Annotated in this window: 23 protein-coding genes; 2 read left to right on the top strand and 21 right to left on the bottom strand. The window is 41.8% G+C overall.

Going from position 1 to position 25485, the window contains the following annotated elements; genetic code table 11:
- Window positions 1-20 precede the first annotated feature (20 nt).
- From J1C81_RS01670 to J1C81_RS01655, 4 genes are all read right to left on the bottom strand, one after another.
- Complete coding sequence (locus tag J1C81_RS01670) at window positions 21-302, bottom strand: PTS sugar transporter subunit IIB (RefSeq protein ID WP_032908242.1); 282 nt, start codon at window positions 300-302, stop codon at window positions 21-23.
- Window positions 295-2346 (bottom strand): BglG family transcription antiterminator, encoded by a 2052-nt coding sequence (locus tag J1C81_RS01665; RefSeq protein WP_032909918.1) that lies wholly within the window; start codon window positions 2344-2346, stop codon window positions 295-297. The genes J1C81_RS01670 and J1C81_RS01665 overlap by 8 nt, the downstream gene beginning before the upstream one ends.
- 179 nt (window positions 2347-2525) lie before the next feature.
- Window positions 2526-3254 (bottom strand): pseudouridine synthase, encoded by a 729-nt coding sequence (locus J1C81_RS01660; RefSeq protein ID WP_002916503.1) that lies wholly within the window; start codon window positions 3252-3254, stop codon window positions 2526-2528.
- Between the two features lie 11 nt (window positions 3255-3265).
- Entirely contained in the window at window positions 3266-4435 is a 1170-nt protein-coding gene (locus tag J1C81_RS01655; protein ID WP_002899041.1) for an MFS transporter, read from the bottom strand.
- Between the two features lie 193 nt (window positions 4436-4628).
- Between J1C81_RS01655 and def the strand changes: the two genes are divergently transcribed.
- Entirely contained in the window at window positions 4629-5261 is a 633-nt protein-coding gene (gene def / locus J1C81_RS01650; RefSeq protein ID WP_002899043.1) for a peptide deformylase, read from the top strand.
- A 61-nt stretch (window positions 5262-5322) separates the two neighbouring features.
- Here the strand turns inward: def and J1C81_RS01645 are convergent, their stop codons facing one another.
- The 11 genes from J1C81_RS01645 to J1C81_RS01595 form a co-directional block, all read right to left on the bottom strand.
- Window positions 5323-5553 (bottom strand): GlsB/YeaQ/YmgE family stress response membrane protein, encoded by a 231-nt coding sequence (locus J1C81_RS01645; RefSeq protein WP_002893807.1) that lies wholly within the window; start codon window positions 5551-5553, stop codon window positions 5323-5325.
- Between the two features lie 94 nt (window positions 5554-5647).
- Window positions 5648-6889 (bottom strand): aminopeptidase, encoded by a 1242-nt coding sequence (locus tag J1C81_RS01640; RefSeq protein WP_002916506.1) that lies wholly within the window; start codon window positions 6887-6889, stop codon window positions 5648-5650.
- 21 nt (window positions 6890-6910) lie between these two features.
- A complete protein-coding gene (locus tag J1C81_RS01635) occupies window positions 6911-7063 on the bottom strand; it encodes a hypothetical protein (RefSeq protein WP_002893811.1) in 153 nt (50 codons plus the stop codon).
- An 87-nt stretch (window positions 7064-7150) separates the two neighbouring features.
- Entirely contained in the window at window positions 7151-7429 is a 279-nt protein-coding gene (locus J1C81_RS01630; protein ID WP_002916507.1) for a type II toxin-antitoxin system YafQ family toxin, read from the bottom strand.
- Window positions 7422-7685 (bottom strand): type II toxin-antitoxin system RelB/DinJ family antitoxin, encoded by a 264-nt coding sequence (locus tag J1C81_RS01625; RefSeq protein WP_002908676.1) that lies wholly within the window; start codon window positions 7683-7685, stop codon window positions 7422-7424. Before J1C81_RS01625 ends, J1C81_RS01630 begins: the two co-directional genes overlap by 8 nt.
- Before the next feature lie 108 nt (window positions 7686-7793).
- Window positions 7794-9650 (bottom strand): DUF262 domain-containing protein, encoded by a 1857-nt coding sequence (locus J1C81_RS01620; RefSeq protein ID WP_002916509.1) that lies wholly within the window; start codon window positions 9648-9650, stop codon window positions 7794-7796.
- The gene (locus tag J1C81_RS01615) at window positions 9644-10972 is read right to left on the bottom strand and encodes a DUF262 domain-containing protein (RefSeq protein ID WP_002916510.1); all 1329 of its coding nucleotides are present in this window, start codon (window positions 10970-10972) and stop codon (window positions 9644-9646) included. The genes J1C81_RS01620 and J1C81_RS01615 overlap by 7 nt, the downstream gene beginning before the upstream one ends.
- 40 nt (window positions 10973-11012) lie before the next feature.
- Entirely contained in the window at window positions 11013-11135 is a 123-nt protein-coding gene (locus tag J1C81_RS01610) for a hypothetical protein (protein ID WP_002893824.1), read from the bottom strand.
- A gap of 86 nt (window positions 11136-11221) precedes the next feature.
- Window positions 11222-12169, bottom strand: coding sequence for a helix-turn-helix transcriptional regulator (locus tag J1C81_RS01605; protein ID WP_002893826.1), 948 nt, complete (start codon window positions 12167-12169; stop codon window positions 11222-11224).
- A gap of 37 nt (window positions 12170-12206) precedes the next feature.
- Complete coding sequence (locus tag J1C81_RS01600) at window positions 12207-14105, bottom strand: AAA family ATPase (protein ID WP_235787749.1); 1899 nt, start codon at window positions 14103-14105, stop codon at window positions 12207-12209.
- An 87-nt stretch (window positions 14106-14192) separates the two neighbouring features.
- Window positions 14193-18581: a PolC-type DNA polymerase III gene (locus J1C81_RS01595; RefSeq protein ID WP_002916516.1), complete on the bottom strand. Its 4389-nt coding sequence runs from the start codon at window positions 18579-18581 to the stop codon at window positions 14193-14195.
- 165 nt (window positions 18582-18746) lie between these two features.
- Here J1C81_RS01595 and J1C81_RS01590 point away from each other — a divergent pair, with 165 nt between their 5' ends.
- Entirely contained in the window at window positions 18747-19289 is a 543-nt protein-coding gene (locus J1C81_RS01590; protein WP_002911644.1) for a hypothetical protein, read from the top strand.
- A gap of 55 nt (window positions 19290-19344) precedes the next feature.
- Here J1C81_RS01590 and J1C81_RS01585 read toward each other — a convergent pair whose 3' ends face one another.
- The 6 genes from J1C81_RS01585 to yajC all read right to left on the bottom strand — a co-directional run bounded on the left by J1C81_RS01585 (window position 19345) and on the right by yajC (window position 25352).
- Window positions 19345-19725, bottom strand: a complete 381-nt coding sequence (locus tag J1C81_RS01585; RefSeq protein ID WP_032905620.1) for a PH domain-containing protein — start codon at window positions 19723-19725, stop codon at window positions 19345-19347.
- A gap of 90 nt (window positions 19726-19815) precedes the next feature.
- Window positions 19816-21666: a proline--tRNA ligase gene (locus J1C81_RS01580; protein ID WP_002916520.1), complete on the bottom strand. Its 1851-nt coding sequence runs from the start codon at window positions 21664-21666 to the stop codon at window positions 19816-19818.
- 65 nt (window positions 21667-21731) lie between these two features.
- The gene (rseP, locus tag J1C81_RS01575; RefSeq protein ID WP_002916522.1) at window positions 21732-22988 is read right to left on the bottom strand and encodes an RIP metalloprotease RseP; all 1257 of its coding nucleotides are present in this window, start codon (window positions 22986-22988) and stop codon (window positions 21732-21734) included.
- A 226-nt stretch (window positions 22989-23214) separates the two neighbouring features.
- Window positions 23215-24018: a phosphatidate cytidylyltransferase gene (locus J1C81_RS01570; RefSeq protein WP_002916523.1), complete on the bottom strand. Its 804-nt coding sequence runs from the start codon at window positions 24016-24018 to the stop codon at window positions 23215-23217.
- Between the two features lie 20 nt (window positions 24019-24038).
- The gene (locus J1C81_RS01565) at window positions 24039-24788 is read right to left on the bottom strand and encodes an isoprenyl transferase (protein ID WP_002917758.1); all 750 of its coding nucleotides are present in this window, start codon (window positions 24786-24788) and stop codon (window positions 24039-24041) included.
- A gap of 228 nt (window positions 24789-25016) precedes the next feature.
- Window positions 25017-25352 (bottom strand): preprotein translocase subunit YajC, encoded by a 336-nt coding sequence (gene yajC / locus J1C81_RS01560; RefSeq protein ID WP_002893835.1) that lies wholly within the window; start codon window positions 25350-25352, stop codon window positions 25017-25019.
- Window positions 25353-25485 lie beyond the last annotated feature (133 nt).

Below are 25485 nucleotides of genomic sequence, written 5' to 3'. Positions count from 1 at the left end.
TGAACCTCCATTCTTTCTTCTTATTGATTTCTCATTTCTTCTAATACAGGAACAAGATCTGCTTCGATTTTTTTGCGATTAGTATAGCTCTTAACGATACAAACCTTTGTTCCTTCAGGAAAGATATCTTGAAATTCTTTCACTGTCACATATAGGTCCGCTCCCTTTCCGACCGCTGCATTAGAATCACAAGATTCTGCTTCTACTTCTATTCCTAAATCTTTGGCAATGGCTTCTACTTTCATTCGAAGAAGTAAGCTGCTACCAATACCATTTCCACAAACTGTGACAATTTTAATCATCTTTTTCTCCATTCTTTATTGTTTCGGTAATGATTTCCATTATTTCATCTGAATTTTCTGCTGCAATTAACTGTTCTATGGACTCATCGTCATCTAAAATCATAGCAAGCTCTTGTAAAGCTTTCAAATGCGCAGTTGAATCAATGGCGGCAAGTACAAAAATCAACTGAACTTGTTTTTCCTCATCTCCTTTTACATCAAAATCAACTGGCTCTGCCACCTGCAGCAAACTCATTCCTACCTTGTTTACCCCCAAATCAGGAGCAGCGTGAGGAACAGCGACTTTCGGTGCTAGTACAATATAGGCTCCTAACTTCTCCACAGAAGCAATCATTCCTTCAATATAAGACTGCTCAATATAATTTCCCCTCAGCAAAGGTGCGGCTGCCAAAGAAATAGCTTCTTTCCAATCCTTGACCTGATTAGTCTGTTGAATAAATTCTTTTTTTAATAATTCTGTCAAACCATATCCTCCTCTCGTCTGACCTTGTTGCCAGCCTATCAAGTAATTCGATAGTTCTCTCATTAGCTCAGGATAGTGATGAATCGTTGTATGTCGCTCTATAATTTCTATCAACCCGTCTAAGGAAATTCCTTGAGTTTCAATCCAAGAAAATTGACTGATGACTCTGCGTTTTAACATGGTCTTTTCAACAGCCTTCATAACAGGCTGCAGTAAATAGACTGGTCTTTCTGATTCAAACGGAACTGTTGAAAAAGCAAGGTCATATTCTTCAATGTCTATCTTTTTAGCTTCATCAAGCTGGTGAACAGGCTTAAACATCATATTTGGAAAAAGATGCTTTAATTCCGCCTGAAGGATCAGGGAAGAACTCACTCCATTTGGACAGATGCTCAAAGCCCTTAAAGTTTGTATACTATCTTTCTTATACTCTCCCTCTATGTATCCACCAAAATGAATCGTGAAGTAAGCTACCTCATCATCACTTAATAGTTTACCTACGTATTCTTCTAAAGGAATAAGACTTCGTTTTACCAAATAATAGAGTGAGCCAAAATCTGCTTTAATCTGTTCTTTCAATGGATTTATTAAAGGAATATCAAATAACAGGCGATAATACGCTGGATAAAGATGCGAGTATAAATTTTGACGAAATTGAGGAGATTGAGAAAAATCTGCTCCTGTATGAGCTTTGACCTGTTCTATTATATCTTCCATCAACTCAAATACCCTTTGGTCAGAAAAAACTTGAAGATTTCCTTCTGTACAACCTAATAGGCGAGAAAAGATAAAATTCTTTTTGTCTGCCAACTCTGGGTAAGTTTGTAATAGTTCTTCACATAGATCAAACAAAGAATTTGTATATATATCTCCTAAGGCAATATCATCGTTAGGACATATTTTTAAACTCCCCGCCTTTAAAATAGCGATAAGACAGCTTACTTCTTTCGTTTTTTCGGACAAAAAATGAATGTTATACTTTTTTCCGAGTAAAACGAGTCTGTTTACAACTTCCCCATCATTAAGCTCTAGACCGCAATCTTCAAGCAAATATCGAAGTACCCAGCGACCACTCGCTATTGACAAAAGCTCACTCAATGTCTTCTCTAATAGATAAATGAGCTTTTTTGTTTTTCCTGCTAAAAAATATCCCTGTTTACGATTATAAGACAGCTCTACCTGATAAGAAAGTAAATATTGCTTAAGCCTTTTTATATCCGACAGGACTGAATTTCTGCTCATCTGCAATAGATTCTGTAAATGCTGATTGGATACAAAGTGCTGAGCCAACAGAATATAAAGCACAATCATTTCTAAGCGCTCTTCATGAAAAAGATAGTCACCTGTATGATGAGATATCTTTTCAAAAATGCTATTCAAGGATACTGCCGGAGTTCTAATTCGTCCTCCTTTCACCTCAATAACTGGAAAATGAAAAGATTCTAAAACATCGTTAATTTTTTCAATTTGCAGAATAAGATATTTACGATTAATTTTTAGAAGTTTTTCCATTTCCTCAAGAGAAGAATCTGAATATTTGGATAAAAGCTGAAATTTTTCAATGAGCTCATTTGATAACACTTCTAGCCCTCCTATATTATTAGTATAAACAAAATAGTTAGCGTTTTCAATCAAAATTCAGTCCAATTATCATCAGGAAATTATCAAAAGAATTGTGCCTAAGATATATAGTAATTTTTGAATACATCCCAAAAACGTCGTAAATTAAAACCCAGCACCTATTCATCAGGTGCTGGGTTTTAAAGCTCGGCTTTAAAAATTGTTAAACGTTCTAATTCATCAGCAGTCAGCCTCCGCCATTCTCCAAGTGCCAGTGCAGGATCCAACTGTAGGGGTCCCATCGTGAGGCGCTGAAGATCCGTGACTTCTTTTCCGCAGGCAGCCACCATGCGCTTTACCTGGTGGAACTTGCCTTCAGCTAGGGTAATTTCTACGAGAGAAGCCTCTTTTTCTTCGTCCAGCTCTAAAATCTTGAGATGAGCTGGCTGACAGGTGAAGTCTTTCAGTTCTATTCCTGCAGCAAATCGCTCTACATCTGCTTGGTTCATTAGACCTGCCACTTGAGCTCGGTAGATTTTCTCTACGTGCTTTTTGGGTGACAGCATGGCATGGGCTAACTTGCCATTATTGGTCAGAAGGAGCAGGCCGTGGGTATCAATATCCAAACGGCCGACAGGAAAAACTTCTTTCTGACGGGCAGTCTCGTCCAGCAAGTCCAGAACTGTCTTATGATGGTCATCTTCTGTAGCCGAAATAACTCCCTGCGGCTTGTTGAGAAGGTAGTAGACGAATTTTTCATAGATCAGCCTTTGGCCAGAAACAACAATGTCATCTGCTGCCTCATCAATCTGGGTCTTAGGTGATTTCTCTGCTCTGCCATTGACCAAAACCAGCCCTTTCTTTAGGAGCTGCTTAACCTGGGCGCGTGAGCCCAGACCATTTTCTGCTAAAAATTTATCCAGACGCATGGTATAACCTCCTAGATTCTTGGAGCTAGTCCGCTCTTTTCTTTGCTAAATCGTAGAACAAAGAGAGAGGTCAGGATCATAGTCAGACCCAAAACGCTGAAGATAAAGGATGGAGCGTTAGAGAATCTCCCAATGAAGCTGAGGACAAATGTAGTGGCCGTTGCTCCGATACTGCAGCCTAAAATCACGATAGAAGTGGCTTGATTGAGGAGGTGGGAGGAAATGCGCTCGGACAGGGTGTAAAAAATGGTCGTCAGACCGACACTATAGACAAAACCGGCGCTAATAGTAGCCATGCTGAGTGACAAGAGATTTGGTGAGAAGCCAATAACAATCTGTGTCAGTCCAAAAACCAGACCAGAAAGCATCAGCAATTTATCTCTAAAAAGACGGGTCAAACTAGCAAAGCTGATACCCGCTGCAATCCCAATCAACTGCATCAAGGAAAGAATCACGCCTGCAGTTTGGGCTGTCCCCATGCCAGACTTCTCTACAATCCCCGGCACCCGCACATTGATGGCAATATAAGTCAGTACAATAACCCCCGCTACAAAGGCAAAAACCAAACTCAGTTGCCAATCCTGCTGGCTTAGCTTAGGAGTCAATTCAGACTGCTCTTGCTGCTTTTCAGAGACCTTGTCATAAGGGACAAAAAGCAGATAAAGCGCTAAAACCACCAGTCCAAAGGTATAGACGAGAAAGGCAGCCTGCCAGCCGAGAGGAAGAAGTAGACTGACGCCAAAAGTCAAGAAAGCTGTCCCGACTACTTCTGCTGATCCCCTCAGTCCTAAAAGCCGAACGCGTTCCTGTCCCTTGTAGCGCTCGCTAACAATCGAGATAGCCTTGGCATTGAGCAGACCGATTCCCATCCCAAATACAATCCGAGAGGCAAACATAAGCCAGTAAGACTGACTAAGTAGAGGAAGAAGCCCGCAAAGTGAAAAAATCAGAAGCCCACTCACAATCATCTGACGCTCTGTCAGGTATTTCTCAATGACTCTATTAAACAGCAACATCAGCATAATCCCAGCCGAAGGCAAAGAAACCAGAAGTTCTACCCAACTTTCTGGAATCCCTTTATAAAAAGCAAACATGGCCGACTGGGCACTGGAAATCGAAAAAGCCGTAGTCAGAATCAAAGAAAGCGAGAGGATACTCACCTTTTCCATCAATTTTTTCATTCTATTTTCCTTTAAAATTCACACTACCTCTATCATACAGTTTTTTGGGCCAAGACGCAATTTCTTTGTCAGGAATATTATGGGTCGCTGTTGCTCCATTCAAAAGCAGGCACCCCCAGCCAGTCAAAACCGCTCCCGCCTTTATTTCTTGCAGGTTTTATGTTATGATGAAGGGTAGAAAAAGGAGAGAATCATGTCTGTGAGTGAAAAAACATCTGTTATTGAACGATTAACCAAACCAGCCCATTTAATTGATATGAAGGACATTATCCGCGAGGGCAATCCGACCCTGCGCGCTATCGCTGAGGAAGTCAGCTTCCCTCTATCAGACCAGGAAATCATTCTGGGCGAGAAGATGATGCAATTTCTCAAGCATTCCCAGGATCCAATCATGGCAGAAAAAATGGGGCTTCGCGGCGGTGTTGGTCTAGCTGCTCCCCAGCTGGATATTTCCAAACGGCTCATCGCTGTTTTAGTTCCCAACCCTGAGGACGAAGAGGGCAATCCGCCTAAGGAAGCTTATAGCCTGCAAACGCTGATGTACAATCCTAAAATTGTAGCCCATTCCGTTCAGGATGCAGCTTTAGCTGATGGTGAAGGCTGCCTGTCAGTCGATCGAGAAGTACCTGGCTACGTGGTTCGGCATGCGCGAGTCACCGTGGATTACTTTGACAAGGACGGTCAAAAGCATCGTATCAAACTCAAGGGTTATAATGCCATTGTCGTTCAGCATGAAATCGACCATATCAACGGCATCATGTTCTACGACCGTATTAATGAAAAAGACCCATTTGCAGTCAAAGACGGCATGTTGGTGATTGAGTAAACAATTTGAAGATCATTATCAAAAATACCTAGATAGTTTCTATCTAGGTATTTTTTCTATTCTAACTATCCCGTCTCCAGAAAATAGCCAAGAGGATAACTGCTCCTAGCACTGATGGAACAATAGCTGTATCAGCAAGCATTGGCCCCCAATGGCCAAAGAGAAATTGACCTATCAAGGAACCAAACCAACCCAAGAGGATCTTTCCGATACAGCCCATGCGCTCCCCACGGCTGGTAATAGCCCCGGCGATAAGGCCGATGATAAAACCGACAAACATACTACCAATCATATATTCCCCTTCTTTCTATATTTCTAGCAAGGCTTCTCAAGAAGCAAGTGGAAGCTGTCATTATGGAATGAGCCATTTAGGGCAGCTCAAAATCTTAAATTGCCCAGTCTCCATTACGGAAGATTGCTACACGGCTACCGTCTTCTCGGATACCGTCAATATCCATCTGATTTGAGCCAATCATAAAGTCCACATGGACATCCGAGCGGTTGAGACCCGCTGCTTCCAGCTCTTCCTCAGATAAATTCTCTCCACCAACTACACTAGTCGCATAGGCTGCACCGATAGCCAAGTGGTTAGAGGCATTTTCATCAAAGAGGGTATTGAAGAAAGTAATACCTGACTGAGAAATCGGACTCGGATCTGGAACCAAGGCACACTCACCTAAAGCACGCGCGCCAGCATTTTCAAAGACAAGATCTTTCATAACCTGGTCACCCTTTTCTGCAGTAATATCCACAATCTGGCCATCCTTGAAGGTCACCTTGATGCCTTCGATGATGTTGCCATTGTAGCTGAGAGGCTTGGTGCTGGTCACATAACCATCGGCCCGACGGAAGTCCGGTGCTGTAAAGACCTCTTCTGTTGGCATGTTAGCAATGAAATACTCGCCTTGGGCATTAAGACTGCCAGCTGACTCCCAGTGATGGTTCTTGGGCAAGCCCAATGTCAGGTCTGTTCCCGGAGCTGTGTAGTGCAGAGCAGTGAATTGCTCTTCATTTAAAACCTTAGCTTTTGAGCTGAGTTTTTCTTCATGCGCCTGCCACGCAGCTACTGGATCATCCTCATAGACACGGCAGGTTTTGAAAATCTGATCCCAAAGCAAATCTACCGCTTCCTCATCACTGGCTGCGTTTGGAAAGACCTTCTTAGCCCACTCTGTACCCGCTGCTGCTGCGACTGTCCAGCTGACTTTATTGGATTGGGTTGCGATTCTCATCGGCTTCATAGCTATCCCCATAGCTTTAGCAGAAGCCGATAATTTCTCAGCATCCACGCCATTCAAAGCCCCCGGATCAGATGAACGAACGCCCAAGCGGCTGGCTTTCTTTTCGAGGAGATAGTTCATCTCAGCCACCTTATAGTCTGGAACATTGTCCAAGCGCTCCATCGGCGCATGGAGGAATTTCTCCCGCGTAGTCAAATCATCCGCCCACTGGACGATGACCTCGTGAGCCCCCAGAGCATAGGCTTCCTTGACAATCAAGTGAGCCAGCTCACGCTGCTCCACATCAATATTGAGCGCCACCGTGTGACCCGGCTGCACATTGATACCATTGGCAACCAATAGTTTAGCGTATTTTTCTAAGTTTTCTTTAAAATTTGGCAGAACCATGCTGCTTCTCCTTTTCTTTTGTTATTTCTCTTTAAACAGGGACAGTAGGCTAACCGCTGCCACTGTGCCGCAAATCAAGGCAGTCATTTTCAAAATCGTATCTGGGTCAAGATCCAGCTGGTAATCAAAAACTTTTTGCGCTGGCTTATCTTCAGCATTTATTCTAAGTTTCATGAGAGAGTCCTTTCTAAATCATAATTCTAAGGTATGAACTCTTACTTGTACTAGCGTCTTCAGAATCCTCAATTATCTTTTAATAGATTAAAATAAATCACTATGACTGCCTGTCCTAAGCAAGTTTAAAATCAATTCTTCCTTATCCACTTTATAAACCAAGAGCCAATCTGGCTGGATATGGCATTCTCGCACTCCTTTAAAGTGCTTGGATGCTGTCAGTTGATGATCTCGATATTTGGCAGGAAGTTCCTTTTCCTGAATCAAAAACTCTAAGACTTCTTCTAACCATTCTGCCTTAAGTCCACGCTTCATAGCCAACTTAAAATCTTTTTTAAACTGTTTATGATAACGAATCTTAAGCACGTAAATCCTCCATCAAGTCTGAGACACTCACAAAAGACTGACTCATATTCCGATTTTGATCTAAATCTGCCAATACTTCCATTAGCTTCCTATTTTCATCTAGTCTAACATCAAAGGGCAGCCCTTGGTACTGAATAGCCTGACGAAGAAAAATATTGATAGCCGTTGTCATATCCATGCCCAAGCTATTGAAAACCTGCTGAGCCTGCTCCTTGACCTCACTGTCCAAGCGGATGCTCATACTAGTCTTTGACATACTCTCACCTTCTTTCTATAGACTATTTTAACAAAAAAGAAAGCCAATGTAAATCTATTAGATATACATTAGCTTCGTAAATTCTCTACTTACGATAAATCTGATAACTTACTTTTTACTTCTTATAAATTCGTTAACCATAGGTAAAATCTCTTTTTCCAGTCCTAGAACCTGATCTGATTTCCATTTAGTCTTTTCCGTTATGGCAGCCATTATTTGTAATTTTAGACTCTGACGACTAAAAATTCCTTCCCACTGTTTATATTTTGCACTCGGATCTAAATTTCCAAACTTGGAATTCTGGCTATCGGTAATGATGCAAAGGTTCCCAAAGGAGTGCAAAAATTTATCATCCATTTTCTCAATTCTTTCATCACTATTTGGATTCTGAGGATACCAATGCTCTATGGAACGGCGATATGTAAATTTGAAAGCTTCAAATTCAACACTCGAATATTTTTCTTTCAAACCAGAGCGATGTTTCCATAAAATATAATCAACAAAGTTAAATGCATAAACAGGAATATCCCCATATTTCTTTATACTTCTATCCTCAGTAAATAATCTCTCTTCTGCATATCTCACTGCCATTTTTTCAAGAAACTCCTTAAACCGAGCAACAAATTCTTGATCATTTAGCTCTTCAATATGTTTGTAGAGAAATTGTAAGATCTCATATAACCAACGACTATCACGATTAGCGGTGAAGGTGACAGCAAACATGGATTGGAGGAGAATGATGTTTTTGTTTAAATTGTCAAAAGTATTTTTTTGAAAATTAATTAGAACATATTTCCATCCTCTATTTTCATTTCGTTGATATGTCTCATACTGAGCTCGTTTGATTTGCCATTCGGTTTCATTTTCTAATTGGACATTTTTTACGATAAACGTATCAAATATATGCTTCATAGTCAGAAGTAGTTGACCAAATTGTTGGACCCATTCTCTATCTCGTTGTTCAATTTCAAAAATTTTCAATAATTTTTTATCATCAAATGTAGTTTCATTACTTCCTTCCATAATGAAAAACACTTGAAGCAAAAACGTTGGAAAATCAATTACAGTTGTATAGTTTGAAATATCTGACTCTTTACTTTCTGCTCTCCCCCTCTCAGATTTGTCCCCAGAAATAACCTCTATTAGACTTTTTGTCTCTAACTTGTCAACTCCCATCTCATCAAATACTTCTTGTAATTTGAAATTAGCATATTCTTTCCCAAAAATTTTCTCCCCCTCTTCATCAGGATTGTTTGGTCTACTTCGGATTTGAAAAGCTTTTAATACCGGCTTATCAAACTCTGCGCAGGCATCCCAAATTCTTGCGAATTTTTGCGACATTTCTTGATCTTCACCAAACTTAGCCATCATTTGTGCTTTAAGAATTTCATGGGCCTCTAGTTGTTCTCCTCGAGAGTTGAAACGTTCGAAATAGAGATTTAAATCTAAATCATTAGGAAGAATACTACGAAAAATAATGACTTTATCAAAAAGATAATTAAAGAACGATTGAGATTCAAATTGGCGCTCCTCTAGCACTTTTTTCAGTGCGTCATGAGCATGTCGGTAACCTCTAGTTAGTTCATTTTCATCATTCTCAGAGATTTTTTGCTTGGTAAATAATTTTTGAATATTCTCATTTGACTTCTTCCGAGCTGGGAAAGTAAGATTGACAGCTTTCAATCTATCAAAACCAAACTCATGTTTTAAAGCTAAGGCAATCAAATTAAGGGCTGTTGTCCGCTGTTGCCCGTCTATGATTTTGAAAATACCATTCTCTTCATTAACGACTAATGTTCCAATATAGTAATTTTCTCTTTGTTCTTGAAAAGCATCTGCTACATCGTTCAATAATTGCTCTATTTCATCATAAGTCCAGGCAAAATTTCTCTGATAAAGAGGAATAGCATAGCTATCTTCATTTAACAAACGATTAACTGATAAGCTTATATGTGTTTCTACCATTTCTCTTTTTCCTCCTCTATAATATGCTCCACTGTATAATTTTCAAATAATTCTCGATCTATCTTGATCATGAAATCATTTGGAGTTACAGCATGGGCTAAAAGTTGGAATAGTTTTTGAACCTCTTTTTGTCTGAAACTTCCCCCAGCAGCATATTTTCCTACCGTTGCATCATATATAGCTCGAGATTTAACACGGGGGTAATAAGACCAAATAAACAAAGTCTCTACTATTTCCTTTGATAGCTCTTCTTTTCCAAATCTCTCTGCGAAAAGCGAACAAATATTTAGGAACATATTTTGGCACTTGAGATAGCGTCCCTTTGAGCTATTGTAAATTTTCAACATACCTTCTGGGTAAGTTAAATTTTTTTCTTCCTCCTCTGACTCATTAGAAATTCCTAACTGTTCATTTAAAAAATCTTTATGATTTTTAATAGTTTCATGAGCAGATTCAATATACTTAAAAAATTCACTTCCATCAATGATAGGCATGGTAATTGACATAGGGAACTCTTCAACATGACGATACAATTCTAGGTATGGAAAGTTCTGATTTAAATCAACGCCTTTAAAATCATCGATAAAATCCTCTGTAAAACGCAGATAAGAACCATAACGCTTATTTGTTAGTCCTGTCTCTCCCCGAGACCAACGTCTCATACGAAAAAGATGTTTATCAAATAACTCTTTGAGGCTTAAATCTTTGTCTTCCACAAACTGTTCCCACTTTTCAACAATCTTTTCATCTTCTGAATCTTGCTTACGAAGATGATAAGCTTTGAGTAAATCGTGAGGTTCTAGAGATTTTCCACGATTATTTTGTGAATCAAACAATTGAAAAGCCTCTGATAATCGTTCCTGTGGCATAGTAATCACCGAGACAGAACAATTTTCAAGTAGAAAACTACACACCTGTTCAGCTTCTTTCTCGCCTACAAGTTGGATTAAATTCTTCCATTCATTAAAATTTTCGTAAGCATTATAGCAAGATAGTTCTCCAAAGTCAGCTTCAAGTAAGTTTTTTGCTCCTTTAAATTCATCATATCTATTTAAAGCATAAAGAAATAACGAAATGGAAACCAATCGTTGCTGGCCATCTACAATATCTAAGTGTCCGTCATTCTCATGCAAAATAACAGAGCCAACTTGATATTCCTTTTTCTCCATAGCATCTCGTAAATCATAAAAAAGATTACGGATATGCTTTCTGTTCCATTTATAAGGTCTTTGATAACTTGGTATTGTTAGCCTATCCCATTTCAATGTTTCTGATACTTTTTTACTTTCAAACCCTATTTCTTTTTCATTGGCATTCATCATTATCTCCTAAAAATCTTATCAGCATAGAATCTTTGGTCCATTAATGCTTTGGAATAATAGTAGCATTAGGAATTGCTTTTGCAACGTTTTCTGCTGCTATTTTATCAAAAAATGGTCCTGCGATTTGATTGCCAAACCTATCAACTACAATCCATTCAATCATTTTTGCCTCCTTTATTTCTTAATGGATAAATTCTACATCTTTAGGTGGACATTTTATGTCCACTTAAGTTCAAATATCAAAAATATTTATTGATAGTAGCCTAAAATTTCTTTCATCGTTTTCCGAATATCATCAACTAAAGACTGTGGCGACAAAATTCTCACTGCTTCTCCTTGACTGAGTAGCCAACGTTTAAGACCAGGTGTATATTGACTTTCAAATTTAAACCGTGTCCATCCTTCGTCGGCAGATAAACACTGTGCATTAGGAAATTGGTCTAAAACAATAGTTGGATCATAACAGAATTCCAATTCAACTGTGATCTTTCTTCCTAAAAAAGCGTCTACTCGCTGATTACGAATATCTCCATCCCTGAATTTTCTGCCATAAGAGATGTTGGGTTTAGATTCCTTTGTGGACTTCCAAGTCTGGATTCTGTCCAAACGCAAGGTCATATAATGCTCATTCTTAATATTGTAAGCTACAATGTAAAAATAATGAATATCATAGTACAGAGAAACTGGAAAAATTAAATGTTCTTTTTTATCTTGATATGGACTCTTGTAGACAATTTCTAGAACCTTCTCCTTGCGAATCATCTCTGACCATTCCCAAATCTTTTGAATACGATTTTGCTCGTCTGTAATTGGGGCATAGTTCAGTCTTTCGCTGTTGATAATCATTTCTATTTCTTTTTGTTCCTCTTTTGAAACAAGCCCCAACAAGCTTTTTAATAAATCCTCATTTTCTACTTTATTTAAAGCTCTATTTTCTAATAAAATCTTAGAAATTATTAAAATATCTTTTTTATTAAAAAGTAATTTTCCTTTTAAATATCTTGTATGATATTTTGAATCGTATGCCAACTCTGCTGCTATCATGGGCTGAGTCATTAAAAAATCACCTAATAATGAAAAATCTCTCTGAATCGTTTTTGCACTAACCTCAAACTCATCACTTAATTGATTTTTTGATAGATGAGCTCCTGATTGCAAACGTAACAAAATGGATAAAATACGTTCTTGATCGTTCATAAAACCTCCCCTTTCCCTATATTATAACATGAACATTCTATATATCTGCCCTGAATCCTATTATTTTTGAGTTATTTTCTTTTTTCTCTAAATCGTGTATTGCTTTTTCAAAATCTATGTAAGACAAATAGCTCAACTCTGCATCAGTTAGATCTGATACTATCTCTTCTTTCATCAGTCGCTCCGCCTGAATATATAAAACTAACTCAAATAGTTTTCTGACATAACGAGCATTACCAAAACTTTCTGAGCAAAGACATTTTTCAAAATGAGTCAGGAGGATAGCTTTGCATTTCTTATCAATTAGATAACCTTGTTGAGCAGCCATTAGAATCAGTATGTCATACAGTTCATACTTGTTATAATTTTCAAAATGAATTTTTCTACTAATTCTAGAAGCTAAACCTGGATTGGTGTTTAAAAATTCCTCCATCATTTCTGTATAACCAGCGAAAATCACAATGACATCATTTCTATTATTTTCCATTTCCTGAATAATTGTAGGAATAGCTTCATTAGCAAAATCACGCTCACCTTGTGGAATTAGACTATATGCCTCATCAATAAACAAAATACCGCCTTTTGCATTATCAAATAATCTTTTAACCTTTGGAGCTGTTTGGCCAACATATTCACCAATTAAATCTGAGCGACCTACTTCAATCAAAACGTTTGATTTAATAATACCATGTTCATAAAAAATTTTTGTCAACAATCTAGCAACGATTGTTTTTCCAGTGCCAGATGCTCCAGAAAACATAAAGTGCATAGACGGCCGAACGAGTGAAGAATTTATTTCATGCCTTCTTTGAGATATAGAAAAATAAGCTAAAATTCTATGAATCAGATTTTTAACAGTAGATAAGCCAACCAAACGGTCTAGCTCCTTTAATGCATCAGAATTTGTGGCTAATGGATTGTTGCAACCTTTCATACAAAACAGATCCGACGGCAAAGAAAAACTTTGTTTTCCATTACTCAAATTACTTTCTATTACATTATATTCAATAATTTTTTGAGTAAAATAACAGCTATCGTAACTATTTGTAAGACAATTATGATTTGAAAGTAGTTTTATTAGATCTTCTTCTAAATGAAAGCCATAAGCCCCTAAGCGAAATTTTATAATATTAACAAGTTCGTTATATGAGTAGGGAGGAAAATTTAATTCATAAACAACATGAAATAGAGGAAGAAATTCTTGAGATATTTCATAAGCTATACTATCTGACTCCGCCAAAAAAATATATACTCTTCCCCCCGTTGCTTCCACAATATTATTTTTTAATTCCTCTTTTTTTCTAGGTTGCATAGTTGAATAGTCCTTTATTATCACTAAACGCTGTTCTGACTCAAAATTAACTGAAAACCCATCTTTCAAAATAGTCTTACACTTGACATTTAACAACCTCATCAAATATTTGATAGCAAATTTTTTACCAGTTCCTAAAGAACCTTTGAAAATTAAAAACTGATTTTCAACAAGGACCTTTTCTTTCTTCCGCCTTCTTTCCTTTTGATTATTTAAAAACATTTTTAGTTTTAAAACATACTCTTGAAAGTCATTCAAACCTATAATATTTAAGCCTTCGCATTCTAAATCAGTAATAGCAAAGCCACCAGAATTTGAAAGCTCTCTTTCATCTGAATAAAGAAAAAGCTGACCTATTTGAGCTGAATACTTGTTCCCCACCTCCTTTAAATATTCACTTTTACTGATAGATTTAACTTTAAAATCAGTGCGTTCTTCATCATTAAACCCCAAAGTTTTTAGCTTATCAAACAAATCCTCTTTGGTATGTTCTGTTACTCCAACAACGTAAAGACATGTTTGGTTTTTGAAATAATAAAACCATTGATTCTCCTTGATAAAATCCTCATCTGCTTCTTTAATATTTTTATTCATTTTTCTAAATTCTATTTGATTAAAAAACATTTCTTCCCCCATCTACTATTTACTAAAATAAAGATAGCAAAAAAGATGGACAAAATTCGTCCATCTTTTAACTTTTTTTGAATTATTTTAGAAAAACTCATCAAACAAACTCAACTGGTTATCCTCAGGCATATTGCCTAGAATACCCATATCGTCCATTTTTTCGACTAGGGTGCTAGAGAGACCGCCGCGCTTGCGGAGCTCCGTCTTAGAAAGGAATTCGCCTTCTTCGCGCGCTCTGACTACTTGGCGGGCAACGTTGTCACCCAGACCGTCCATAGCGGAGAATGGTGGGATAAGGGTATCCTCTTCGATGAGAAACTCAGTCGCATGGCTCTTGTAGAGATCCAGCTTTCCGAATTTGAAGCCCCGCTCCAGCATTTCATTGACGATTTCTAGAGTCGTATAAAGGTCAATTTCTACATTGGAGGCTTCGTTGTTCTTACGCTTCTCAGCGATTTCGTTCATCCGGCGCTTGACGGCATCAAGACCACCACTCATGGTCTTGATATCAAAGGCCTTGGCTCGGATGGAGAAATAAGCACAGTAGTAATAAATCGGATGATGCACCTTGAAATAGGCTACCCGCAGGGCCATCATAACGTAGGCTGCCGCATGGGCCTTGGGGAACATGTACTTGATCTTTCCACAGGACTCGATGTACCACTCTGGCACATTGTTTTCCTTCATGGCTGCGATATAGCCATTGCGCTCTTCTTCAGAAATTTTCAGCCAAAGGCCCTTCCGCACGCGCTCCATAATCGTAAAGGCCATCTTAGGATCCAAGCCCTTGTGCATGAGGTAAACCATGATATCATCCCGACAGCCGATAACGGTGGACAGGTCAGCAATCCCTTGCTTGATCAAGTCTTGAGCATTGCCCAGCCAAACGTCCGTACCATGAGAGAGACCAGATAGCTGTAAGAGCTCGGCAAAAGTTGTCGGATGGGTCTCATCAACCATGCCCCGTACAAAATTGGTCCCAAACTCCGGAATCCCCAGCATACCAGTCGGCGTACCGATTTGCTCCTGAGTCACACCCAGGATATCTGTTCCAGAAAAGAGGGCCATGACACCGGTATCATCCATAGGAATGTCATTTGGATCAATACCAGATAAGTCCTGAAGCTTCCGAATCATGGTCGGATCATCGTGGCCCAGAACGTCTAGCTTGAGGACATTTTCATCGATATCATGGAAGTTAAAGTGGGTGGTCTGCCACTCGGCCGTCACATCGTCAGCTGGATATTGGACCGGTGTAAAGTCATAAACATCCATGTAGTTAGGAATAACAACGATTCCGCCCGGGTGTTGTCCAGTCGTCCTCTTGACTCCGGCCGCTCCCTGTGCCAGACGCTCAACTTCGGCGTCCCGGTAGAACTTCCCGTAGTCGCGCTCGTAGCCCTTGACAAATCCATAAGCCGTCTTAGCCGCAACGGTACCAACGGTTCCAGCCCGAAAGGCGTATTCTGAACCAAAGATATCCCGCACGTCCAAATGGGCGCTTGGCTGGTCCTCTCCAGAGAAGTTCAAGTCAATATCGGGTACCTTGTCCCCGTCAAATCCAAGGAAGGTCTCAAATGGAATATCCTGACCGTTCTTGCTCAGCTTGTGGCCGCACTCTGGACAGTCCTTATCCGACATATCGAAGCCAGAACCATAGGATCCATCCGTGATAAACTCGCTGTATTGGCATTTGCCACAGACATAGTGGGGTGACAGAGGATTAACCTCGGTAATCCCAATCATGGTCGCGACAAAACTGGATCCGACAGACCCCCGTGAACCTACCAGATAGCCCCGCTCATTGGAGCGCTGCACCAGCATCTGCGAAGCCAGATAAATCACGGCAAAACCATTCCCCAAGATGGAAGTCAGCTCTTTTTCAATTCGTAAGTCCACGATATCTGGCAGCGGATTGCCATAAATCTCAAAGGCCTTTTGATAAGTCAGCTCGGCAACTGTCTCCTCAGCCTTGTCAATGAAAGGCGTATAGAGGTCGCCCTTGACCACCTCGACCGGCTCAAAGGTCTCCGCCAGCTGATTTGGATTGGTGATGACCAGCTTCTTAGCCAAGTCCTCGCCCAGAAAGGTAAATTCGTCCAGCATCTCATTGGTGGTTCGGAAGTGAGCCTTAGGAAGCGGAGCCGGCTGGGCATTTTCACCGTGACCAATGGTCCGGTTAATCATGGCTCCCTGACCCAGACTGCGGACGATAATCTCTCGATAGATTTCTTCTTCCGGCTCGATATAGTGGACGTTCCCCGTCGCAAGGACGGGCTTGCATAAGCGATCTCCGACTTCAATCAGATTGCGAATAATAGTCTGCAGTTCTTCCTGGTCCTTGATTTGCTCCTTGGCAATCAGTGGCTCATATATAGCCGGCGGCATAACCTCGATAAAGTCATAATACTTGGCTACTTCGACAGCCGCATCCACCCCCTGAGAGACAACAGCATCATAGACTTCGCCTTCTGAACAGGCTGAGCCTAAAATCAGGCCTTCTCGATGGGCATCCAGCACGGTCCGTGGAATCCGAGGGACACCTTCGAAATACTTGGTATTGGACAGACTGACTAACTTGAAAATATTCTTGAGCCCCGTCTGATTTTTCACATAAATGGTCGCATGCTTGACCCGAGCCTTCTTGTAAGAATTCTCATCGACCAGATCCGTATTCAAATCCTTAAGGTTGGTCACACCATGCTTTTCAGCCACATCCTTGATAAAGATAAAGAGGAGGCGGCCCGTCGCTTCCGCGTCATAATTGGCCATGTGATGATGCTCCAGAGCAATCTGGAAACGCTTGGTCAAAGGCCCCAAACCATGACGCTTGTATTCTGGATAGAGGTTGCGGGCAAATTCCAGCGTGTCAATGACTGGCTGAGTGATTTTCGGCAGGCCATGCCGCTCATAGTTGACATTCATAAAACCCACGTCAAAGGTAGCATTATGGGCAACGAGGACGCTGTCCTGGCAAAATTCCTGAAACTCTTTCAGCACCTGCTCTAGCGGTTTGGCATTGCGGACATGCTCATCGGTAATCCCGGTCAGATCCGTCGTAAATGCTGACAGAGGATGCCCAGGATTGATAAACTCATCAAACTCAGCGATGATATTGCCCTTGTGCATCTTGCTGGCCGCAACTTGAATCAAGTCATTGTAGACCGCTGAAAGCCCTGTTGTTTCCACGTCAAAGACTACATAGGTCGCATCACTCAGCTCCATGTCCACTTCATTGTAGACGATGGGCACTCGGTCCTCTACTATATTGGCCTCCATACCGTAAATCAGCTGAATACCAGCTTTCTTGGCTGCCTTGTAGCCATGGGGAAAGCTCTGCACATTGCCATGGTCGGTAATGGCGACAGCCTTGTGGCCCCACTTGGCTGCCGTTGCAACGATTTCCTCTACCTCAGGCAGGGCATCCATAGTAGACATATTGGTATGAGCGTGAAACTCAACCCGCTTCTGGCCCTCAGGCATCAAATCCTTGCGCTCATAGTGGGTGACGGCCTGCACATCCTGTACATTCATGGTCAGGTCGCGAGTGAAATTGTTCATCTCCACATTTCCGCGCACGCGCAGCCAGGCACCTTTCTTAATCATGTCAAACTTCTTGGCTTCTTCTTCGTTTTTCATCCATTTCTGCAAGGAGAAGCTGGAAGTATAGTCTGTCATCTTGAAATTGAGCAAGACCCGGCCGGTCCGAGTAACTTTCTGCTCTAGGTCAAAGACCATTCCCTCAAAGACCAGACGATTTTCCTCAGTCTGAACTTCAATCATCGGGGTAATCTCTGCCTTGTCCAGCTTTGGTTTAGCCGCAGCCTTACGAGCTTGGAAGTCATAGGCTGGCTTTTCCTCTGGCGGTGGTGCCATCTGCTGCAGGGATTCCATGGCTTTGAGCGCTTCTTCATTGGCCGCCTGAACAATCTTGTCATTCTCAGCCTGGAAATTCTCCGCTTGCTGCTGGGTCAGCTCATCGCTGTGCTGAACCTGACAGGTCAGCTGAGGAAAGCCGTACTTGACCAGCTGCTGGCTAAGATTGGGCAGGTGATTCTTACGGAAATGCTCCGTATCAATGGTCGAAGCCCCCTCAATCAGCAGCTTATCACCATCCAAATGGACCCGCAAATCCTGATACAGACTCTTGAATCCATGACTGGAACAAGGCCCTTCCTCAAAAGCCAGCTGGTAATAAGCCTGCAAGAGCTCATCCGATACCTGAGGAGCCTGACAGTGAATTTCAAAAATGGCCTGATTGCCTGTCTTTGAAAACTCTTGAGCTAGGCGCTTCTGCAATTCTCGAAAAATCTCAATGGGCAGGATATTCGCAAAAGAAAAATGAAACTCCCAGACCCGACTGACCTTGTGGACCAGAACCTTCTCAATTTCTGCATTCAAAAAGGCCTCTGAATTTCTCATTTCCAGTGGCATATCCAGCTGATGCATTAAAATTTCAAACTTGTTTGACATGATATTTCCTCGTACAGTAGTGACCCTATTTTACCATAAATCAGCACTTTTTTCGACAGAAAAAGGACAGGCAATGCTCAGCTCCCCATATAATTATCAAGACTTTTTTCTTGGTCCTAAGTTATGATATAATAGAAAAAACATTTACCTAAAGGAGTCTTAACTGTGAAGAAAATCTTACTAGCTAGCATCTGTCTACTGACCCTAACTGCTTGTAGCACGACCAGTCAGAATAAGCAAGAAAATACACCCAAGCAAAGTCAGAGTCAAAGTAAAACCAAAGAAGAAAAGACACAGACGAAAACTTTTTCTAATAAAATTGATGAGTATTATACTAATTCAGTCAAACTTTTCTATACTAAAGACAAGATCCTATCTTTCCAGCTCATTTCCAGCCAAGCCATCCCTGAAGAAAATCAAAAAATGAGCGTTGAAGAATTAACGAAATCCTATAGAGAAGATCTTAAGAAAAGTCCCATGATTGAAAATCAAGAAAAGCTAAAAGGACTTAAAATTCATCTTAAAATTTCTGAAGACAAGAAAAACGCTATAGCCATTTTTGACTTTGATCTCAGTAAAATAGATCAAGAACAGTTGATTCAATCAGCAAGTGACTCTGAAAGTAGTCAGACTTTCTTCAGGAAACTTCAAGATAAACCAGAAGTTGTCTTTGATTATTTGAAGGGGCAAGGACTTAAAGAAGAATAAAAAAGCTTTCTGAGTGATTTAACTTTACAGTTAATGCTCAGAAGGCTTTTTCTGTCTATCTTAGCACCGCTTCTGCCAAGGCCTTTTGAATGGCTATGACGCTGCGATCGCTGGTAAATTGAAGAACTTCTGCTGGCTCTTGAGCGCTGGAAACCCAGATTTTCAGCTCAGCATCTAAGTCGAAATGGCCGGCTGTTTCTACTGAAAAACGACTGATAGAACGATAAGGAAAGGACTTATAAGAAGTCTTTTTGCCAGTCATTCCCTGCTTGTCGACCAAGATTAATCGCTTATCTGTAAAGACAATCAAGTCGCGAATGAGGCTAAAAGCCAGTTCTACATTCTCTGTTGTTGTCAGAATATCCTCTAACTGTCTTTCTGTTTTTTCAATATCTTTCTGAGAGGCATTACCTAATAAACCGCTGAATAATCCCATCATTCGGTCCTCCAATCTATTTTTTCCTACTATAGCATTTTCAAGACCAATAAGCAAAAGAAAACTGCCAGACAAAACTGGCAGTTTGTTTTATTTTGTCAAAATAGACAAGGTTTCTAGCAAATTATCAGCGTGGACTTCAATGGTATCGCCAGTAGCTTTGATCTTGACTTCGACAATGCCTTCTGCAGCTTTCTTACCGACTGTCACACGGATTGGGAGACCAATCAAATCGCTGTCACTGAACTTAACACCAGCTCGCTCATTACGATCATCCACCAAGACCTCATAACCAGCACTTAGCAAGTTAGCCTCGATTTGGTCAGTTAGAGCCAGTGCTTCCTCGTCCTTGACATTGACCGGAATCATGTGCACATCAAATGGGGCCAGCTCTTTCGGGAAGTTGATGCCCCAAGCATAGCGGAATTCACCCTTAGGAGTTTTATTGACAAAGAGACGGGCATGCTGCTCCATAACAGCAGACAGGAGACGGCTGACGCCGATACCGTAACAACCCATAATCATTGGTACTGCTCGGCCATTTTCGTCCAAGACATTGGCGTTCATGCTGTCAGAGTAGCGAGTTCCCAACTTAAAGATATGTCCAATCTCAATCCCACGAGCAAACTTAAGGACACCTTGGCCGTCCGGTGAAATTTCACCTTCACGAACCTCACGGATATCTACATACTCAGCGGTAAAGTCACGGCCTGGATTGACACCAGTCAGGTGGTAACCATCTTCGTTAGCGCCAACCACAGCGTTAGCCAGGTCTTGCACCTTGCGGTCAGCGATGATTCTCACGCCTTCTGGCAGATTGACTGGCCCTAGTGAGCCAAATCCCGCACCCAAGAGCTGACGGACTTCATCTTCACTAGCTACGTCAAAGAAATCCGCTGCCAAATGATTTTTCAGCTTGACTTCATTAAGCTGGTCATTGCCGACCAAAAGTGCTACGACAGGAGCTTCGTCAGCCATGTAAACCAAGGTCTTGATTGTCTGGCTTTCATCCAGCCCAAGGAAGGCAGCAACTTCGTCAATAGTCTTGCAGTCAGGCGTTGAAACGCGGGCTACTTCTTCCTCAGTCACGACACGTCCTGCAGGCTTGTATTCATCTGTCGCCATTTCAAGGTTGGCAGCATAGCTGGACTCACTGGAGTAGGCAATGGTATCCTCACCAGATACCATCCAGCTGGTCAATTCTGTCCGAATAGCTTCCTGAACATCCTCAGGAATTTCATCAAAGCTGGCTACAGACTTGTCCAAGACAACCCAGCGATTCAAATCCGTCCGGTCTGGCGTAATGGCCATGAATTCCTGACTGTCCTTGCCCCCCATAGCACCGCCATCACCGATAATGGCTTTGAAATCTAGCTCGCTGCGGGTAAAGATTTTTTCATAGGCAGACTTGTATTCATCATAAGCCGCATCCAAGCTGTCATAGTTAGCGTGGAAACTGTAGGCATCTTTCATGATAAACTCACGCGTCCGCAAGAGTCCGTTACGAGGACGCTTTTCATCGCGGTATTTAGGCTGAATCTGATAGAGATTGAGCGGCAGCTGTTTGTAAGATTTAACCGAATCACGGACAATAGCCGTAAAGGTTTCCTCATGGGTTGGCCCCAAGATAAAGTCGGATTTCTCACGATTTTTCAGTTTGTAGAGGTCTTCACCGTAGGTCTCATAACGGCCAGACTCGCGCCAGAGGTCTGCACTGAGCAGGGCTGGCGCCAGCATCTCTACTGCACCAATCTTGTCAAACTCTTCTCGCATGATTTTTTTGGCTTTTTCAATCACGCGATTAGCCAGCGGCAGATAAGAATAGACCCCAGCTGAAACCTGACGGACATAGCCAGCCCGCAGCATAAGAGCGTGGCTGATAACTTGAGCATCACTAGGCATCTCACGCAGGGTTGGAATTAACATTTTACTTTGTTTCATAAAAACAAAACTCCTTGACTCTCATTGAATAATTTCTTTTTCATAGTTCTAAGAACTTTAGTTTCTTAGAAGAATAATTTCATAATATCGTTCCAGGTAACGGCTATCATCAGGATGACCATAATCGCCACTCCAGACAGAGTGATATAGGTCTCCGTTTCTCTTTTCAGAGGTTTTCTGCGGATAGCCTCCAGAATATTGAGGACGATTTTTCCGCCGTCCAAGGCTGGAATGGGAATCAGGTTGAAAATGCCGATATTGAGCGACAGCATGGCCAAAAGGCTAAGGACTGCTGGCAAGCCTTGCTCTGCAGCCTGACTGCTGAAATTGTAAATAGCGACCGGACCGCCCAGCTTATTGATATTGAAGTTGAAGATGATATCTTTCAGAGCGGACAAGATGCGAACCGTGGTAGACCAAGCTGCAGTAAAGCCGCCAATGACCTTGTCCCAGAAACCTGTCTTGACTGTTGGGGATACACCCAGCAGATAGCGATTGCCGTCTTTTTTAGGCTGTACGGTAATCTCTTTCGTTTCGCTGCCGTGTTTGTAGGTAACAGACAAGGTCGGTGCTTCCTTGCTCTTGGCAGTGATTTTTGCCAGAGCACTGGTTAGATCCGCCCAGTTGCTAATCTCATAGTCGTTAATTTTAAGGATTTGGTCGTTATTTTGAACCCCAGCAGCTGCTATGGCACTACCATCCATGACTTGAAAATGATTGCTGTTCTCATCGCGAACGCCACCCTGAACAAAGGCCAGCAGCATAAATACCAGCACGCTCAGGATGAAGTTATTCATAGGCCCAGCAAAGTTGGTGATGAGGCGGCCCCAGATACTAGCATTCTGATACTGAACATCCAGCGGTGCAATCCGCACCTCAGTCCCATCTTCTTCTACAATCGTTGCATCATGATCTACTGCATAAGTCTTGAGCTCATCAAGAACAAGACCAGTGATTTCCAGCTTTTCCTCAAAGTCAAAGCCGGTCACATTCATGGGCAGAGCTGTCTGGTCAACCTTTTTGCCAGAGAGATTGATGCGAACCACCTTGCCCTCTGCATCCAAGGTCAGACTAGCCGGTGTCCCCACCTTAATGTCGGTGGAATCTTCCCCCCAGCCGGCCATACGCACATAGCCTCCTAAGGGTAAAATCCGAATCGTGTAGGCCGTCCCATCCTTACCAATATGGGAGAAAATCTTGGGTCCCATACCGATAGCGAACTCTCTGACCAAAATGCCGGACTTCTTCGCAAAGTAGAAGTGTCCGAACTCATGGACCACCACAATGATCCCAAAAATAATAATAAAGGTTATAAACTGCATGGACTTCTATATTTTACCTTTCCTAGAAATCTTGTTTTTTCTTTAAATCAAAGAAGGAGCAGAAAACGGCCAAATACCGAGCTTCCCGCCCCTGCATAGCTGACACTCTTGAAAATAGGGTAGAAGCTCCTCTCAAAATTTTGAGCTCCAAATCCCAGTTCCTTCTCAGATTGTGCGGTCGTTAGACAAGCTTGCCATCCCTTGCTTTCAGCTACGCTCGACTGTCTTAGAACAAGCCGAAGAAATGCATCAGCGGAAAGACGAAGAGAAGGCTGTCAAAACGGTCCAAAACACCGCCGTGGCCAGGAATGAATTTACCAGAATCCTTGACCCCGAAATGACGCTTGACTGAGCTTTCGACCAAATCACCTAGCTGGCCTGCAATACTAAAGAGCACTGCCAGAATTAAAAAGACAGAGGCATTGTAAGGTGCGTACACTTGCGGTCGAACCAACATAAAGATTCCAGTCACTAGAACGACTGATAGAATACCGCCCAGGCTTCCTTCAATAGTCTTATTAGGAGAAACTCTCGGCGCCAGCTTTCTTTTACCAAAACGCACCCCGACCAGATAAGCTCCGCTGTCAGTAGCCCAGACGATAAAGAGAGCTAGCAGGACCTTGTCAATATTCATCAAGCGGGCATCAATTAAGGCATTAAAACCAAAACCGACATAAAAACTCGCTGCAATCGGATAGGCCGCATCTTCAAAGGTGTAGTTGGAACCTAAAACAGTCGAGATCAGCAGAAGGAAGACGACCAAGCCATAGGCCACGACATTGCCATCGACCGGCAGAAACTTCAGATAGTTCTCCAGGGGCAGGGTTAGAACAAAGGCTGCCAGCATGGCTAAGACACCTTCGATGGTCGCTGTCGGCAGACCTTTCATTTGGAGAAATTCATGCACCGCAAGCATGGCCAGCAGGCCCACAAAAATCTGAAAGACGACTCCTCCTGTCAATACCAGAGGAATAAAAATAGCAAGAGCGATTCCTCCAAAGATTAGACGTTTTTGTAAATTTTTACTCATACTCTTTTTTACTTTCTCCCTTAAACACCGCCAAAGCGTCGATTCCGACGGCTGTATTCTGCAATTGCAGCCTTCAAAGCCTTCTCATCAAAGTCAGGCCAGAGAATATCCGTAAAATACAGCTCACTGTAGGCTGACTGCCAAGGCAGAAAATTGCTGAGGCGCAGCTCTCCACTGGTCCGAATCACCAGATCCGGATCGCGCAGCATCTTGGGCAAATTGCTGGTATAGAGGTAGTTGCCAATGACTTCCTCAGTAATGTCACCAGGACTGAGTTTGGCATCCAAAACATCCTGAGCAATCAGTTTAACCGCCTGATTGATTTCATATCGGCCACCGTAGTTCAGGGCAAAATTGAGAATCAAACCTGTATTGAGCTTAGTCAGGCTTTCAGCCTTTTCCAAAGCTTCAAATGTCGCCTCAGGAAGCTTAGCCGTATCACCAATCATCTGGATTTTTACATTGTTCTTGTGCAGCTCCGGCACATAGCGGTCGTAAAATTCAACCGGCAGATTCATGATAAAGGAAACTTCCTTTTCCGGCCGAGACCAATTTTCCGTTGAAAAGGCATAGACAGTCAAGACCTGAACACCCATTTCCTTGGCGGCAATCGTCACCCTTTGCAAGGTTTCCATGCCAGCCTTATGACCGAACACGCGCGGCTGCATCCTTTTTTTGGCCCAGCGGCCGTTGCCGTCCATAATAACAGCAATGTGTTTGGGAACATTCAGCGGTGCGTTCAGCTTTTCTTTTTTCTTAAAACTAAACATACTTTTTATCCTATTTAAAGTTTTGTCAGTTCATTATATCATAAATCCTTGGAATGTGGGCAATTCATCCGCTTTTTCAAGCCTGAGGGCATAAAATAAGGACAGAATGTCAACTAAAAATCCAAACTCACCCAGCCTGTCCAAACTGCGAGGCCAATAAGCTTGAAACCAGACACCTTCTAAACGTATGAGTCAAAACAAAAAACAGCCCGCAAGCTGTTTATTTCTTTACTCTTCAATCGCTGATTCTTCCTCAGGAACGTCAACGCTTCCTTCACCACCAGCAACAGCAGGAATCCCCTCCGTTAATGGCAGTACGGTCTTAATTGCTGTCAGTTCAAAGGTCAGGTAAACACCGTCCACATCCAGAACAACTGTTTTCTTGTCTGTGTCCACTTCATCTACCGTTCCATACAAACCGCCGATGGTAATGACTTCATAACCCTTTTGCAGCTTGTTAAGGCTTTCCATACGCTGCTGAGCCTGTTTCTTTTGGGCACGCATCTGGAAATAAGTCATCCCTACCAGTACAACCGCAAATACAATAAGCATAATTGGATTCATATCTTTTCTCCTTCGAATGTCATATATGAACTACTATAGCAGATTTCCCTTATTTTTACAAGACGATTCTGACTTTTCAGGCAAAGTCCGTCTCAAGTCGGATGAAGCATGACTGGCCTAACCACATTTTTTA

Source organism: Streptococcus sanguinis, assembly GCF_050225395.1.
GTDB lineage: Bacteria > Bacillota > Bacilli > Lactobacillales > Streptococcaceae > Streptococcus.
Note: the sequence above shows the minus strand (reverse complement) of the source record. Positions and strands in the feature narration are given on the sequence as shown.